Source organism: Candidatus Pelagadaptatus aseana (assembly GCF_040362265.1).
Taxonomy (GTDB): Bacteria; Pseudomonadota; Gammaproteobacteria; order Pseudomonadales; family Cellvibrionaceae; genus Pelagadaptatus; species Pelagadaptatus aseana.
In genome coordinates, this window is the sequence record NZ_BAABNJ010000002.1 from 45482 (window position 1) to 60149 (window position 14668).

13 protein-coding genes are annotated in these 14668 nt (G+C 52.7%); 9 read left to right on the forward strand and 4 right to left on the reverse strand.

Annotated elements, in window-relative coordinates; all coding sequences use genetic code 11:
- Positions 1-48 precede the first annotated feature (48 nt).
- On the forward strand, positions 49-1359 hold the full coding sequence (locus ACPXV9_RS02780; RefSeq protein WP_423894392.1) for an HD-GYP domain-containing protein: 1311 nt from the start codon (positions 49-51) through the stop codon (positions 1357-1359).
- Between the two features lie 12 nt (positions 1360-1371).
- Here the strand turns inward: ACPXV9_RS02780 and ACPXV9_RS02785 are convergent, their stop codons facing one another.
- From ACPXV9_RS02785 to ACPXV9_RS02795, 3 genes are read right to left on the reverse strand one after another with little or no spacing between them, the layout of a single operon-like run.
- Positions 1372-3117 carry a sugar phosphorylase gene (locus tag ACPXV9_RS02785; RefSeq protein ID WP_423894393.1) on the reverse strand — a complete coding sequence of 582 codons (1746 nt, stop codon included), beginning with the start codon at positions 3115-3117 and terminating at the stop codon, positions 1372-1374.
- Between the two features lie 36 nt (positions 3118-3153).
- Entirely contained in the window at positions 3154-4380 is a 1227-nt protein-coding gene (locus ACPXV9_RS02790; RefSeq protein WP_423894395.1) for a glycosyl transferase, read from the reverse strand.
- Positions 4381-4405: 25 nt separating this feature from the next.
- Positions 4406-5221 carry an HAD-IIB family hydrolase gene (locus tag ACPXV9_RS02795; protein ID WP_423894396.1) on the reverse strand — a complete coding sequence of 272 codons (816 nt, stop codon included), beginning with the start codon at positions 5219-5221 and terminating at the stop codon, positions 4406-4408.
- A 260-nt stretch (positions 5222-5481) separates the two neighbouring features.
- Here ACPXV9_RS02795 and ACPXV9_RS02800 point away from each other — a divergent pair, with 260 nt between their 5' ends.
- The 7 genes from ACPXV9_RS02800 to ACPXV9_RS02830 all read left to right on the forward strand — a co-directional run bounded on the left by ACPXV9_RS02800 (position 5482) and on the right by ACPXV9_RS02830 (position 13741).
- The gene (locus ACPXV9_RS02800; protein WP_423894398.1) at positions 5482-6657 is read left to right on the forward strand and encodes an aromatic ring-hydroxylating oxygenase subunit alpha; all 1176 of its coding nucleotides are present in this window, start codon (positions 5482-5484) and stop codon (positions 6655-6657) included.
- Between the two features lie 238 nt (positions 6658-6895).
- Positions 6896-7654 carry a glutathione S-transferase N-terminal domain-containing protein gene (locus ACPXV9_RS02805; protein WP_423894400.1) on the forward strand — a complete coding sequence of 253 codons (759 nt, stop codon included), beginning with the start codon at positions 6896-6898 and terminating at the stop codon, positions 7652-7654.
- An 18-nt stretch (positions 7655-7672) separates the two neighbouring features.
- Positions 7673-8908: a DUF445 domain-containing protein gene (locus ACPXV9_RS02810; RefSeq protein WP_423894401.1), complete on the forward strand. Its 1236-nt coding sequence runs from the start codon at positions 7673-7675 to the stop codon at positions 8906-8908.
- A gap of 110 nt (positions 8909-9018) precedes the next feature.
- Entirely contained in the window at positions 9019-9666 is a 648-nt protein-coding gene (locus ACPXV9_RS02815) for an HPP family protein (RefSeq protein WP_423894402.1), read from the forward strand.
- 92 nt (positions 9667-9758) lie between these two features.
- Positions 9759-10898: an ABC transporter substrate-binding protein gene (locus ACPXV9_RS02820; RefSeq protein ID WP_423894403.1), complete on the forward strand. Its 1140-nt coding sequence runs from the start codon at positions 9759-9761 to the stop codon at positions 10896-10898.
- Between the two features lie 4 nt (positions 10899-10902).
- Positions 10903-11712, forward strand: a complete 810-nt coding sequence (locus ACPXV9_RS02825) for a substrate-binding periplasmic protein (protein ID WP_423894405.1) — start codon at positions 10903-10905, stop codon at positions 11710-11712.
- Positions 11713-11836: 124 nt separating this feature from the next.
- Positions 11837-13741 carry a propionyl-CoA synthetase gene (locus tag ACPXV9_RS02830; protein ID WP_423894406.1) on the forward strand — a complete coding sequence of 635 codons (1905 nt, stop codon included), beginning with the start codon at positions 11837-11839 and terminating at the stop codon, positions 13739-13741.
- Between the two features lie 31 nt (positions 13742-13772).
- On the opposite strand, the gene ACPXV9_RS02835 is transcribed toward ACPXV9_RS02830, so the two are convergent.
- A complete protein-coding gene (locus ACPXV9_RS02835) occupies positions 13773-14204 on the reverse strand; it encodes a hypothetical protein (RefSeq protein WP_423894407.1) in 432 nt (143 codons plus the stop codon).
- On the opposite strand from ACPXV9_RS02835, the gene ACPXV9_RS02840 reads away from it, so the two are divergent.
- Positions 14181-14624: a hypothetical protein gene (locus ACPXV9_RS02840; protein WP_423894409.1), complete on the forward strand. Its 444-nt coding sequence runs from the start codon at positions 14181-14183 to the stop codon at positions 14622-14624. The two genes, ACPXV9_RS02835 and ACPXV9_RS02840, sit on opposite strands and share 24 nt — an antisense overlap.
- The last annotated feature ends 44 nt before the right edge of the window (positions 14625-14668 follow it).

Sequence of the window (14668 nt, forward strand, 5' to 3'; positions counted from 1 at the left end):
CTTTTTTAAAAGGCTCTCTCGCAGTGACAGAGCCATCGGTGTAGCAGTATGTCAGTAAGCCTCCCTGAAACCATGTTTGATGCCTTTGATCAGTCCGTCGGTGCTTTTGTGGGTATGGATATTGACCTTGGGCGAGCGGCCCATACGGTCACCAAAGCGCTAGATTATGTTGGCGTTAATGACCGCAGTCACGGGCGCCGTGTGGGCTTGATTTGTCATCGTATTGCCCATTTGTTGGGCTGGGAGCGGGAGCGCCGCCACTTTGTATTGTTGGCCGGGATGCTGCACGATTGTGGCGTTTCTTCCACTGTGGTGCACAAAAAACTGGTGGATGAAATGGAGTGGGATGGCGCCGAACACCATTGCGAGCGGGGTGACTATTTCCTGCGCAGCTTTCCTCCATTTCAGGAATACGCTGAGGCCGTTCGCTATCACCATACCCGCTGGCGCAATATGCCGGAGCATCTGGATCGTGACACCCGTGAATACGCCAATCTGATTTTTCTCGCCGATCGCCTAGATGTGGTTCACGTACGTTTTGTCGCCCGTCATTCATTTCATCAGGTGCTGCTCAATAAGCGCGAGATTCTGGCAGAGCTGGAACCTCATGCTGATTTATTGTTCGCCGATCATTTGTTTGCAGCGGCTAAACAGGCTGCGGAGAAAGACAGTTTCTGGTTGGAGCTGCGCGATGAATTCCTCGATGATGCCATTTTTGAAACACTCGATTCCAGCGATTATCAGGTGAGTCTGAGTTTTGATGAAATTGAATCTCTCGGGGAATTGATTTCATTGATTGTCGATGCCAAAAGCCCCTTTACCCACTACCACAGTTTGCGGGTTGCCGATCTTGCCTATTCCATTGCCGGGTTGGCGGGGATGGATTATTACCAGCGCCGTATTCTTCGTATTGCCGGTTTGTTACACGATGTTGGCAAACTGCGAACGCCTGATGAAATTCTTGAAAAGCCCGGCCGACTGTCCGATGAGGAAGCGGCACAAATGCGGTCTCACACACTGGATAGTAAACGGGTCTTAAAAGCGATCTTTCCCAATACTCCGATTGCCAAGTGGGCCGCGGAGCACCACGAAAAGCTGGATGGCTCCGGATACCCGTTTGGCTGGAGTGGTGATCGCATCGATCTGCCCACCCGGGTGTTATCCATCGCCGATATTTTTCAGGCATTGTGCCAGAAACGTCCCTATCGCGATCGTCTGGAGGTGGACGATGTATTGGCCATCATGGATGAGATGGACGCCAAAGGTCAGATCGATTCGACCATCTACAATCTGGTGCGGGTCAATAAGAACGAGCTCTACCAGACCGCAATTCGTGAAGGGGGCAGTGAACTGGTCTGACCTCCGGCGCGATCAGTGCCGCAGATTGGTTAACCACAGAGTTTGATAGGGCTGTAACGTCAGGTTTTCGTGGTGATCCTGAAAACTCTCTCCGGAAATCAAATCGGTCCACTCTTCGGTATTCACCAGATTGATGCGCGCCAGTGGCAGTTCCTGAGGCTGATCGGAAATATTGTTCAGGACAAAAATACACTGGGTGCGGTCGAGACTATGGCGCCAGAAGCCAAAAATCTGATCGCTGATGTGCAAGGTAAACTGTACCGCGTTGGGGTGAAACGCCGATTGCTTACTGCGGATATCAATCAACGCTTTTAATCGCTCCAGCACCGTGCGGTGGTGTCGCAGAGAATCACCCAGTGCGTCGTTGAGTTTGTCTAGTTGCCATTGGTGGCGATTGATGTGGCGGTTGTGGTTGGTATGCTCAACCCGCTCATAATCGTTTTCAGTGCCCAGCAGACTGTGGATATAAAACGCCGGAACCCCTTCCAGTGCCAGCATGATGGCGTGAGCGCACACAAAGCGATCAATTTGATACGCGTCCGGACCTTTGGTGGTTCCCTTCAGGGCATCGATCAGGCTGATGTTGATCTCATAGGGGCGGCGGCCGCCATCATTGAGTGAGCGCCAGGAGATTTTGCCGCCAAACGATTCCATGGTTTCAATCAGGGTGTCCACTTCCTCATCGGTGAGAATGCCTTCGGCGGGGCGCAGACCAATGCCATCGTGACTGGCGATAAAGTTAAAGTAGGTGGTGCCGTGACGGGCTGGTGGCATGCCCATCATCCAGTTGTTCAGGTACCGGCAACTGCCACTCACAAGAGTATTCAACAGCAGCGGTGGTAGAGAGAAATTATAAATCCAGTGCGCTTCGTTGGTGTTGCCGAAGTAAGACAGATTTTCCTGATTGGGGATATTGGTTTCGGTGATGATCACGGCATTGGGGTTGGCGTGCTCCACCAGTGTTCGCAGCAGCCTGACGATCTCATGGGTCTGGGGCAGGTTTAGACAGTTACTGCCAATTTCTTTCCAGACAAAGGCGATGGCGTCGAGGCGGAAAATGGAAACACCTTCATCCAGATAGAACCGCAGAATTTTGCAGAACTCCATTAATACCTGCGGGTTCTTGAAGTTGAGATCGACCTGATCATCACTGAAGGTACACCAGACGTGTTGGGTACCCTCGCTGGTTTCCACCGGACGCAGCAGATCGTTGGTCCTGGGTCGCACAACCAGACTGGTGTCGTCGTCGGGGGAGGCGGTGAAAAAATAACCCTTGCCCGGTTCTTCGCCTTTAATAAAGTTGTCAAACCAGAGGCTGCGAGCCGAGCAGTGATTGACCACCAGGTCGGCCATGACTTTGTAGCGGCTGGCCAAACCGCGAATGTATGTCCAGTCTCCCAGACAATCGTTGACGGCGGTGTAGTTGATCACCGAAAAGCCATCGTCTGAGCTCCATGGAAAGAAGGGTAACAGATGAACAATGCTGATCTGATCCTGCAGATGCTTGTTGAGAAAATGGTACAGTGTCAGCAGCGGTTTTTCTTCGCCGCTGCGAATGCTGTCACCATAGGTGATCATGGTGATGTCTGATTCATCCCACAAGTTCTGATGGCGTTGAACCTTGTGGCAGGTTTCACCAAAGCGCATGGTGCGCACCATTTCATTGACCAGTTCTGTGTTGTCCAGATTGGGATAAATAAAGTCCAGATGGTCTTTAAGCTGGTAAATAACATCGTCCAGGGCTCTGGTCTCGGGCATTGCTGTGGTTCTCTTTCGGCAGTATCTGTTGGTTGATTATTGGTTCAGAAATTCTTCGTGATCGGCTTCAACGGCTTCTCTGAGTTGTTCAAAAATATCCGGTATCGCACTTTGCACCCGGCTCCAGCTTGGGATAAAGGGCTTCTCCATGGGGCTGTTGAGGAAGCGATCGCCGGCTTTCATGATGTTCTCTGAAAACAGCTCCACGGCACTTTCCTCCTGATGGATATCCAGTTTCAGGCCGTTAATCTCGGCATCATTTTTGTAGGTTTCGACAAAATCCAGTGCGATGCGGAAGTAACTGGCCTTGATGGAACGGAAGGTTTCCTCGTTAAACACCACGCCATAGGTGGCGAGCTTGCGGAACATGGCTTTGGAAATGTCGATGGACATTTTAGACAGGCCGCCCTGATCGTTATTCAGCGACAGGTCCTGATGTTTGTGGTCGTAGATATCAGCGATGTCTACCTGGCACAGACGGTTGGTGGCGTAGTTGCGTTTCATCTCCGACAGAACGCCAATTTCCAGCCCCCAGTCACTGGGAATGCGCAGATCGTTAATAACGTCGCGGCGGAAAGAAAACTCACCGGCCAGTGGGTAGCGGTAGCTGTCCAGATAATCCAGATAGTCCATGTTGCCGATGGTTTTCTTGAGTGCACGGATCAGTGGTGTCACCAATAAACGGCTGACCCGACCATTGATCTTGCCATCGGCAACCCGCGCATAATAGCCTTTGCAGAATTCGTAGTTGAAACTAGGGTTGGCCACCGGGTAAATCAATTTGGCCAATAAGCCTCTCTCGTAGGTGACAATGTCGCAGTCATGCAACGCAATGGCCTCGGACTTGCCGGATGCCAGAGCGTAGCCCAGGCAGTACCAGACGTTGCGGCCTTTGCCCAGTTCTCTGGGCGCCAGCCCCTGCTCCTGTAGCTTGGCATCAATGGCCTGCAGTCTTGGTCCTTCGTTCCAGAGCACGCGATGGTGCTGGGGTAACTCACCAAAAAATTCCAGCGCATGGCGGTATTCGTCTTCACTGGCGCGGTCCAGACCGATGATCACTTCGCCGAGATAACTGGCGCCTTTCAACTCCTTGATGATGTGGGGCAGGGCTTCACCCTGCAGCTCGGAATACAGCGAGGGTAACACCAGTGACATGGGGCGCTTTTCGGAAAACCGTTGCAGCTCCTGTTCCATTTCTTCCAGCGGCCTGCGTGAAAGATTGTGCAGGGTGGTGATGATTCCATTCTGGTAAAAGTCGCCCATGTTGTCAGTCCCGTTGTGTTATCTACTAAAGTCGCTCATCGAGTATGGACCCTATGGCCTGATTCCAGCCAGTCGGACCCATGTCGTCTGTAATTATGGTTTGTTGCCGACCACTGACCGTCAGTGGCGGGTGCTTGGGGGAGCGGACAATCACCGCTATATCGGCTTGTTCCAACATGGCAATGTCGTTCGCACTGTCACCCAGAGCTACAGTAAAGCAATTTGTTTGCCATTGTGTTTCATAAAGCGTTTTCAGGGTTTGCAGGCTTTTACCCTTGTCGGTTGGCGCCATGACGTGGAGAAAGCGCCCGCCCTGCAGCGCCTGTATGCCGGCTTCAGCCAGTTCGCTGATAAAGGCCGTGCGGGCATCGTCACTGTCCTGCCAGATCAGGGGTTCACTGAACAGGCGCTGTTTTGCCAAATGGGCGTTTTCCAGAGGCAGGTTGGTGTGGGCCTGAATTTGTTCGTCGTTCATATCGCTGAAGCCGGTAAATTGATAGCGCGATTTCAGCTTGCTCAAGTGTCGGCAGAGGCTGGCGTAATCGGCACCAAAATCGATCAGATGATAGTCGCCATAGGGTCTGGCGGACTCGGGTAGTGCGTCAAAATAGTCATTGGGGACAACAATGCCCGAGCCGTTCTCGACAATAAACGGGTGGTGATTACCCATCTGTTGGCGCAGTAACAGCACTTCGCTGAAGGTTTTGCTGGTGTTGATGATGATGGGAATGCCCTGGCTTTCAAGCCTTTGCATGGCGGGCGCTGCGGCCTCAAAACTGTAGTTGAAATGGTCCAGTAAGGTGCCATCGAGGTCGGTAGAGACGATCAGTCTGGCGGTCATAGGTGAAGAGCTCCATAAGCGTGAATGGGCTCAGGGTAGCGGTAAATGCAGGCTTCTGCACGGCTCAATCTGCATCATGTGTGTGGGTGCGCCAGACTGGTGCGGCTATGGTGGCTTAATTTTTTTGTGTTCTTTTTTGGTGCAGTGCAGCGGTCAGTCGGAGAGAAAATATCAAGGTGTTTGGCAGTCTATTCAGTTGCACTGATAGACTCAGGGGCAGATGATAATGGCAAAGGATTAACGACAGGCGGTGCGGTGCAATGAAAAAGGAAAGACAGATCAATCTGATTGAAAGAGTGGTTGGCGCCGCCAACAAAACCCTCGATGAGATGCCCTCAGTCAATCATCGTATTGATGTTAAACGCTATTTCGAAACCGATGAACTCATCCTTGAGCAGAAGGCCATATTTCGCAAGGTGCCCACTATAGTGGCCCATGTAACGGAGGTGGCTGAGCCCGGTAACTATGTGACAGAAGAGATTGACGGGGTACCGTTGATTATCCTCAGAGATCACAGTGGCGAGCTGCGGGTTCTGGTGAATGCCTGCCGCCATCGGGGTGCCCGTTTATTACAAGGTGAAAAGGGGCAGTGCAAGCGGTTATTGGTTTGCCCCTATCACGCCTGGAGTTTTAAGCTCGATGGCAGTCTGGCGGCGGTACCGGAAAAAGAGCTGTTTGGCGACGAAGACTTTTCCAAACTGAATCTGGTCCCGGTGCAGTTTGCCCAGAAGCATGGTTTTATCTGGGTTGTGATTGATGGTGATCCCGACGAGCCATTGGATGTGGATGGCTTTTTGGGGGAGTCCATCGTGTCGGATCTGGAGGGGTTTGAGTTTGCTGGTCAGGTCATGCACAAGCGCGTTGCCTTACAAAACGAGTGCAACTGGAAGCTGGTGATGGATGCCTTCGCCGAGGGCTATCACCTCAAGACTCTGCACAAAAATAGTCTGTCGCGATTTTTTCTCGATGCCAGTATCTATGACGACTGTTACCCGCATACGCGGCAAATGGGTGGGCGTAAAACCCTGACCGAAGAAATTAAAAAAGACCCGGAGCAATGGGATCTGCGCCTTAATACCACCCTGTTTTACAATATTTTTCCCAATACCATTCTGGTGTTTCACCCGCACTGGATTTCACAGATGTCGCTGTTCCCGGTAGGCGCCGATCAGATGCGGGTGGTTCATCGGATGTTGGTCCCCGAGGCACCTGCCAACGATGAGGTGGCAGCCAAGCTCGATGCCAGTTTCGAGCACATTCAGGGCACGGTGTTTGAAAAAGAGGATCTGGCCATCTCCGTAGATATTCAGAAGACTCTGCGCAGTGGCGCCAACGATCACTTTGTTGTGGGCGGCTACGAAGAGGGCGTGCGTATTTTTCATCAGGCCCGTGATGAATTTATCCAGCGTTATCTGAAGGCCGAAAATAACGCGTAATTTGCGGTGCCAAAATCGACACCAAAGGCAGTTTTATGAATTGTCGGGTGTCGATGTTCACTTCTTATGGCTGGCGTAGTAGCCTTGTCTGACTCTGTGGTCATTCTATCTCTGCCATTATCCGGTTTCTGCTTACCAGAAAGCACTTTGGGGCCTTGCCCACGGGTACTATGACCCTGTTTTTTTGATATTCTTTGGGGCTCTTTCTGGGACTCCTTATAAACTTTTGAGGTGATTTATGCAGCCGGTACTGGATGTATTGAATTCGTCTGTGACATCGACCATGCGAGCCTGGCGTGGCACCAGTGCCAAACCCGCCAGACGCCAGCCCAAGCAGATGCTGGAACTCTATGAGTTTGAATCCTGTCCCTATTGCCGGTTGGTGCGAGAGGCGCTGACCGAGCTGGATGTGGATGCAATGATTTATCCCTGCCCACCGGGTGGTGATCGCTACCGCAAACAGGTGCGTGAGCTTGGTGGCCGGGTGCAATTGCCTTTCCTGGTTGACCACAACACCGGCAAGAAACTCTATGAGTCGGATGCCATCATCCAGTATCTGTATAAAACCTATGGTCAGAGGCGACAGCCGCTGGGACTAAGAGAACTGGCAGTGGCTGGCTCGATTTCTGCTTCTCTGGTTCGTGGCAAGCAAACCGCACGCCCGGCACGTCAGCCTGAGAAGCCTCTGGTGCTGTACAGTTTTGAATCCAGTCCGTTTGCCCGCCGGGTCCGCGAGCGTTTGTGTGAGTTGGAGTTGCCCTATGAATTGCGCAATACCGGCAAGGCCATGTGGCGGGATATGGGGCCGCCACAAATTCGATCAGCCCTGTTTCCGGGATTGGCGGTCAAGGGGCGCAATCGCAAGGCTTTGCTGGAACGCACCGGCAAGGTGCAGGTGCCCTACCTGATTGACCCAAACACCGGTGTGGAAATGTACGAGTCGGCGGACATCAATCGCTATCTCGAGCACACCTATGGGCAAAAGAACAAGAAATAATTATTTGCAGGAGCTGATATGACAATCGCAGAGTTTTTTCAAGAGTACTGGACCTATCTGACCATTCCTCTGGTCAGTGCCATTGTCGGCTATGGCACCAATTGGCTGGCCGTAAAAATGATGATGGGGCCGGTTGAATTTCAGGGGGTAGGTCCTATCGGCTGGCAGGGCGTGATTCCGGCTAATTCCGAGAAGATGGCCCGTGTGGTAGTTGATCACAGTGTGCGCCGGGTCCTGACTCAGGAGGAATTGATCAGTCGCGTTCACCCGGAACATCTGGTGGATGCCATGTCGAACCGGTTGGAAAACTTTGTAGAAGAGCTGGTCGACGAAGTCATGGAGCAAACCACCAGCTACGGTTTCAAAGTCAGTAATTTTCTCTGGAGTGCCTCACCCATCTGGCTCAAAGAGAAGGTTTACGACGAGGTTAAAAAGCAGTTGCCGGATATGGTTCGCAAGATGGTCGATGACATCAAGGATGAATCGGAGGACTTACTTGATCTGAATGAGTTGATTGTCGAAAAGCTGGGTAACAACAAGGAGATGTTGATCGACATCTTTAAAACGTCGGGGGCAAAAGAGTTTCGCTTTCTCGAGCGCAGTGGTTTTTATTTTGGCTTCCCCTTGGGGATTCCGGTGATGTTTCTCTGGTATTTCTATCCGGTCTGGTGGTTACTGCCCCTGTTCGGCCTGTTGGTTGGCTACCTGACCAACACCATCGCCATCTACCTGATTCAGAAACCGGTGGAGCCGGTAAAAGTTGGCCCTTTTACCATTCTGGGGCTGTTTATCAAACGCCAGAAAGAGGTGTCTCGTTACTTTGGCAAGGTGTTTGCTGAGGATCTGATTCGCGCAGAGATCGTTGCCGAGGAATTCCTCAAGAGCAAGAATTCGGTCGATCGTATCCGCGATATGATTCATCGTGAGGTCAATCATTCTCTGGAGGCGACTCAGGGCTCCTTTAAGCCGCTCACGGTAATGAGTATTGGCCCGACCCAGTATGCTCGCATCAGCGATATCATCAGTGATCGCACCATCAAAGAGCTGGAGCGTCCTGATAAGCGTTCTTTGAATTATATCGATAAGGCTTTTGATATTGAGGAGACGGTGGCTGAACGTGTCGGCAACTTGCCTGGTGAAGAGTTCTATGAATTGTTGCACCCGGTTGTGGCCGAGGACGAATGGAAGCTGATTGCAGTCGGTGCTGTACTGGGGCTGCTGGCGGGTTTCTGGCAGTGGGCTTTACTGACCTGAGACTCTACTGCTCGACATCCTTGATTTAAAATAAGTCGCAATGGCTTGGCCCCTGTAAATTCAGGCAATGGGAGTTACACTGAAGATGTGTTTTCTGTTGCGGGGCTCTTATGCCATTTCAGGTTTATGAACAGGGGAGGGGTATTGCCACTCCCTGGTACGATGTTTTTCCTCCCCGCCATGTCAATAAGGCCAATGCCAGTGGCGGCCCACATAAGGTATCACCCCGAGATCAGTATAAGGACGGTGACCATCCCTATGGTTCAGCGGTTGCTGGTCGGCAACGCAAACCCCTGTTTTCAGCCGCGCCGGTCGAGCAACAGCGGCATCCGGTGTTTTTTGCTGAGCAGATTATGAGCAAACCGGTGCAGTCTGTCGCACCTGGACTGAATCTGGTGGGGCTCTGGCAGCAATTTTCACAATGGCGTTTTCGTCACTTCCCGGTGCTTGATGGCCAGGGACGGTTATTGGGGCTGGTCTCGGACCGCGATGCGCTGCAGGCCAGTTCGAGTCTGTTGTTGCCCGACACGGAGCTGCTCAATGGCAAATCCGACAGGCTGACGGTGGGGGACGTAATGAGTCACAAGGTTCTGACGGCCACCGCCGACACCTATTTGCGTACGCTGGCGGAGGTTATGTTGGATCATCGCGTTGGTGCCATGCCCATCATGGCCGGGGAACAACTGATCGGGATTGTTACCCGCTCGGATATTCTTCGCACGCTGACTCATCAAACCCCTATTGATCTCTGGACCTAGGCTTTCTAGATTTCTGGAGCAGATCACCTGCCGGACTTTATTACAGTAAGACTGCGCCTATACTGGAAGTAAATCGGACGCAGTTACTCTCCATGTTGCAGTTTGCTCGAAGACTTGGGCCGGTTCTGGCCCTGTTGATCAGTATCAGTGTTGTTGCTCAAGCCCCAAAGGCCGAGCCGATGCACGTGGTATTTGTCAATCCGGGACATAATCAAACTAATAACCCCACGGGTGGCTTCTGGCCAGAAGCCGGCCGCTTTGCTGAGGCGGTTGCTCTGGATCTGGGGATCAGGCTGGAAATTCTATACGCCGGGCGAAGCAGTTTTACGATGCAGTCGCTGGTCACTGAGGTGATAAACCGCCAGCAAAAACCCGATTATCTGCTGCTGGTGAATGAGCGTTTCGCATTGAATCCTCTGTTTGCACAAATTGATGCGGCGGGTATTCCTTTTTTTCTGGCCTATAACCACTTCAGTAAAACGCTGGATCGCCAGCCCTTGCCCAGACAACAGTATCGACACTGGCTCGGCTCCCTGCTGCCTGATAATGAATACGCCGGATATCAACTGGCGGAACACTTACTCCACAGTTTGCCCGATGGGGAGGCCCGGTTGCTGGCTTACAGCGGTGACGACATCACCTCAGCCTCCACATTAAGAGTAAAGGGCTTAATGCGTGCGGTGGCTAATCACCCCGGGGCCAGACTTGAGCATATTGAAGCGGGCGACTGGCGCTATGACACGCCCTTAAGGAAAACTCCGGGATTGCTACGGCGCTATCCTCAGGTCAACGCCATCTGGGCGGCCAATGGCGCCATGGCCATGGGGGTTCTGGCGGCATTGAGGAAACACCCGGATCTGCCTGAGATCAATCTTGCCAGCATTAACTGGGATGCCGATGAAGTGGCGGCGCTGGAGGAGGGTTCACTGTTTGCCTCAGTGGGTGGCCATTTTATGACTGCTGGCTGGAGCCTGATCATGCTGTATGATTATCATCATGGGCTCGACTTTAAGGATGATGGCGGGCTGTATCAGCAAAGGAGGCTGTTTGAGGCTGTGACCCGGAATAATATAAAGCACTACCTACCGATCTTACATACGCGACAGTGGCGTAACCTGAACTACAGAAGCCTGAGCAAGGTTTATAATTCTGAGCGCCCGGCTTACCAGTTTTCTCTTGGACAGTTGCTTGATTCAAAAGCGCTGATCGCTACCCAGGGGATTGATCATTAGGCTTATGCGTTTATTTCTACTGTTGTTTTTGTGTTGGGGCTGGATCGGTAATGTCTGGGCTGCAGATGCTTCTTACCCTGAGTCTCTAAAAGGCTCTTCTTCGACGCAGCCGGTCAAATTTGCCACCACAACCATTACGCCTTGGGGGATCTCCGAGCCGGGACAGGCGCCCTCCGGTTTGCTGGTCTCTGTCATGGATTCTCTCCAGTCGACCACCGGTATTGCGGCTAATAATCAAATGATGCCTTACCCGCGGGTGATTTATTCCCTGTTCAGTGGCGCCGTGGATCTGGCGGTGTTGTTTGATTCCCCTGAGTCCCGCCAATCGGCCCTTCGTGTCGGGCATATTGTTGATACCCGCATTCTGATTATTGCCCTTGCCGACAGGCCGGCTATTTCGTCCATGAAAGATCTTGCCGGGCAGAATGTGGGGCATATGCGGGGATCGAAATACGGTCCTGTCTTTGATGAAGACGATGTCATTCGCCGCATACCGGTTAACAGTATGTATCAGGGTATCGCCATGTTGCTGCGCAATCGCCTTTACGCCATGGCGGGAACCGATCAGGCGGTGTACTGGGCCATGGAAAAAATGCAGGTCGATCCCGCCAGGCTGACGGTGCTGCTCGATTTCAAAGGTGCCAGCGGCAGTCTGTATATGTCCAAACACTCCCCTCACAAAGATCTGTTGCCGGTTTACGCCGAGGCACTGGAGCAACTGCATCAGAACGGTTCACTCAGTGAGATTTTTGACCGTAACTACCAATGGAGTCGTCAACAGGATCGGATTCTTCCCGATACTGCACAGCAATAGGCAGATCTGACCGGCTGGTAAATGGTCTATGCTCAATGTCCTGCTACTAAAGTCGTGTTGTGCAGCTGGCAAAAAAACAATAATTTCAAATGCTTAAAGTCTTTAGTGGGTATCGGAGTTATCTATGAGCTACGCAGCTGAATATCAACGCTCAATTCAGGAACCGGAGGCGTTTTGGTCTGAAAAGGCGCGCGATCTGGATTGGTTCCAGTTTCCTCAAACCGTACTGGGCAAGGATGAAAATGGCATTGATCGCTGGTTTGTAGACGGTGAAATGAATACCTGCCATATGGCACTGGACGCCAATATTGACGCTGGCCGTGGTGATCAGGTCGCCATCTATTATGATTCTCCGGTAACCGCCAGTAAGGAAGCCATTACCTACAACGAACTCCGCGACCGAGTGGCCTTGTTTGCCGGTGGCTTGAAACAACGTGGCGTCAGCAAGGGTGACCGGGTGCTGATCTATATGCCAATGGTGGCAGAGGCCGCTGTGGCCATGTTGGCCGTGGCCCGTTTGGGTGCGATCCACTCGGTGGTGTTTGGTGGCTTTGCCGCCAAGGAACTGGCGGTGCGCATCGATGATGCGGCACCCAAAGTGGTTGTTACCGCCTCCTGCGGTATTGAAGTGGATCGGGTGATCCCCTACAAACCCCTGTTGGATGAGGCCATCAATATTGCCGCACACAAGCCCGATTGCTGCATCATCCTCGAGCGCGAGCAGGCTCAGGCTGAGATGCAGGCCGGTCGTGACGTAACCTGGGCTGAGGCCATTGCCGACTGTGAACCGGCGGCCTGCGTGCCGGTGAAGGCGACGGACCCTCTCTATATTCTTTACACCTCCGGCACCACCGGTAAGCCAAAGGGTGTGGTGCGCGACAACGGTGGTCATGCGGTGGCACTGAAATACAGCATGAAGGCCATCTACAACATGGATGCTGGCGATGTTTTCTGGGCCGCCTCCGATGTGGGCTGGGTTGTGGGGCACTCCTATATTGTCTACGGGCCACTGTTGGCGGGACTGTCGACAGTGCTCTATGAGGGTAAGCCAGTGCGCACCCCGGATGCCGGAGCCTTCTGGCGGGTGGCTGAGGAATACAAGGTCAAAGGCCTGTTTTCAGCCCCGACGGCCTTCCGTGCGGTCAAGAAAGAAGACCCCAATGGCGAGCTGCTGAAGCAGTATGACGTATCCAGTCTGGAAACCATTTTTGTCGCCGGTGAGCGTCTGGATCCGCCCACTTACGAGTGGATTAAAAACCTGTTGGGTCTGCCGGTGGTGGATCACTGGTGGCAGACGGAAACCGGCTGGGCCATCTGCGGCAACCTGATGGGGGTGGAGCCGATGGCAACCAAGCCCGGTTCGGCGACTAAGCCCAGCCCCGGTTTTGATGTGCGCATTCTCGATGACGAGGGCAAAGAAGTTGGCCCCAACGAGCAGGGCAGTGTCGCGGTGAAACTGCCCATGCCCCCGAGTTGTTTTCCTACCATCTGGGGCGACTTCGATCGCTACCACATTGGCTATCTCGAGGCCTTCCCGGGCTATTACTGTTCCGGCGACGGCGGCTATATCGACGATGACGGTTACGTATTCATTATGGGCCGAACCGACGATGTGATTAATGTCTCCGGCCATCGCCTGTCCACCGGTGAGATGGAAGAAATTGTTGCCGATCATAAAGCCGTGGCCGAGTGCGCTGTGATTGGTATCAACTGCGGTCTTAAAGGCCAGCTACCGATTGGTTTTGTGCTGCTCAAGGACGGCGAAGACATGAGCGAAGAAACTCTGGAGCAGGAGTTGGTGGCCGATGTACGCGACCGTATTGGTGCGCTGGCGTGCTTTAAAACCGCGATTGTGGTCAAGCGCTTGCCGAAAACCCGTTCCGGTAAAATTCTGCGCAAACTGCTGCGCCAGATTGCCGATGGCGAGGAGTACTCCATACCTTCCACCATTGACGATCCCGCCAGTATCCGTGAAATGGCCGAAGCAATGGTGCGCCGTGATGTAGGAGCGCTCAGTCAAGGCAGTTGATTATTCTCTTTTTCTAACTTTTGTTACGTTTTTAGCCAACCCTCGGGTTGGCTTTTTTATTGCCAGGGATGGCATGTATGCCGCGGGCGCATGGATGCGCAGGAGTGGCGATTCCAGGGATGGCATGTATGCCGCGGGCGCAGGGATGCGCAGGACAAGTTTTTGCTCCTGCAAAACTTGCATACATTACATCCATGTAAATAAGCGGCGATATCCCCATGGATGGGGTGTATGCTGGAAATGCAGGAGCAATTTCCAGTATTGGTGGGATCTCCTCGCCCCCCATTCCTCTGTCGCAACCATCCACCCTTTCGTACCAGCCGTATAAAAATTTTAAGCCACAATCTTCTGACCCAATAAATACTTGAATATTTAAATGAGAATAAATATCATTTGCATTAATTGAGTTGAGACCCCAACCGTCAGGAGTACCACAGCAATGAAATTTATCTGCCCACGCCATCGACAACGCTACACCGAGTATCCGGAGCGGGCCCGAGACATGTGGTACCACTTGATGACGGCGGCCAGTGAGTCGGTGCTGCAGGGGGATTGGCAGGAGGCGGTTTATTATTTCGGCAACGCGCTGGACCTCGCTGAACTGGTACTGGATTTGGAGCCATCTTCATCCATGGCACAGGAGCGCTATGCCAGTACGGCGCTGGATATGGCTTATGTGCTCAAAGCCAGCAAAATGCCAGTGGACTGGTTGCTGGCAGCGGTGGCGGAAAGACTTTCAGACAGGCACATCACGGACCCTGTCAGTGAGCTCTGGCAATCCCTGCGGGCGCTGGAGAAACCGGTGGCAGACAAGGTGCTGCCTCTCTGGCAAAGCGTGGCCAGAAGTAATGTTGCCGCCGGTTACCCTGAGCGTTTTCACTGATGGGCTTGAATGACAGTCGTTTGGATCTTATTTGAGAGGAGAGT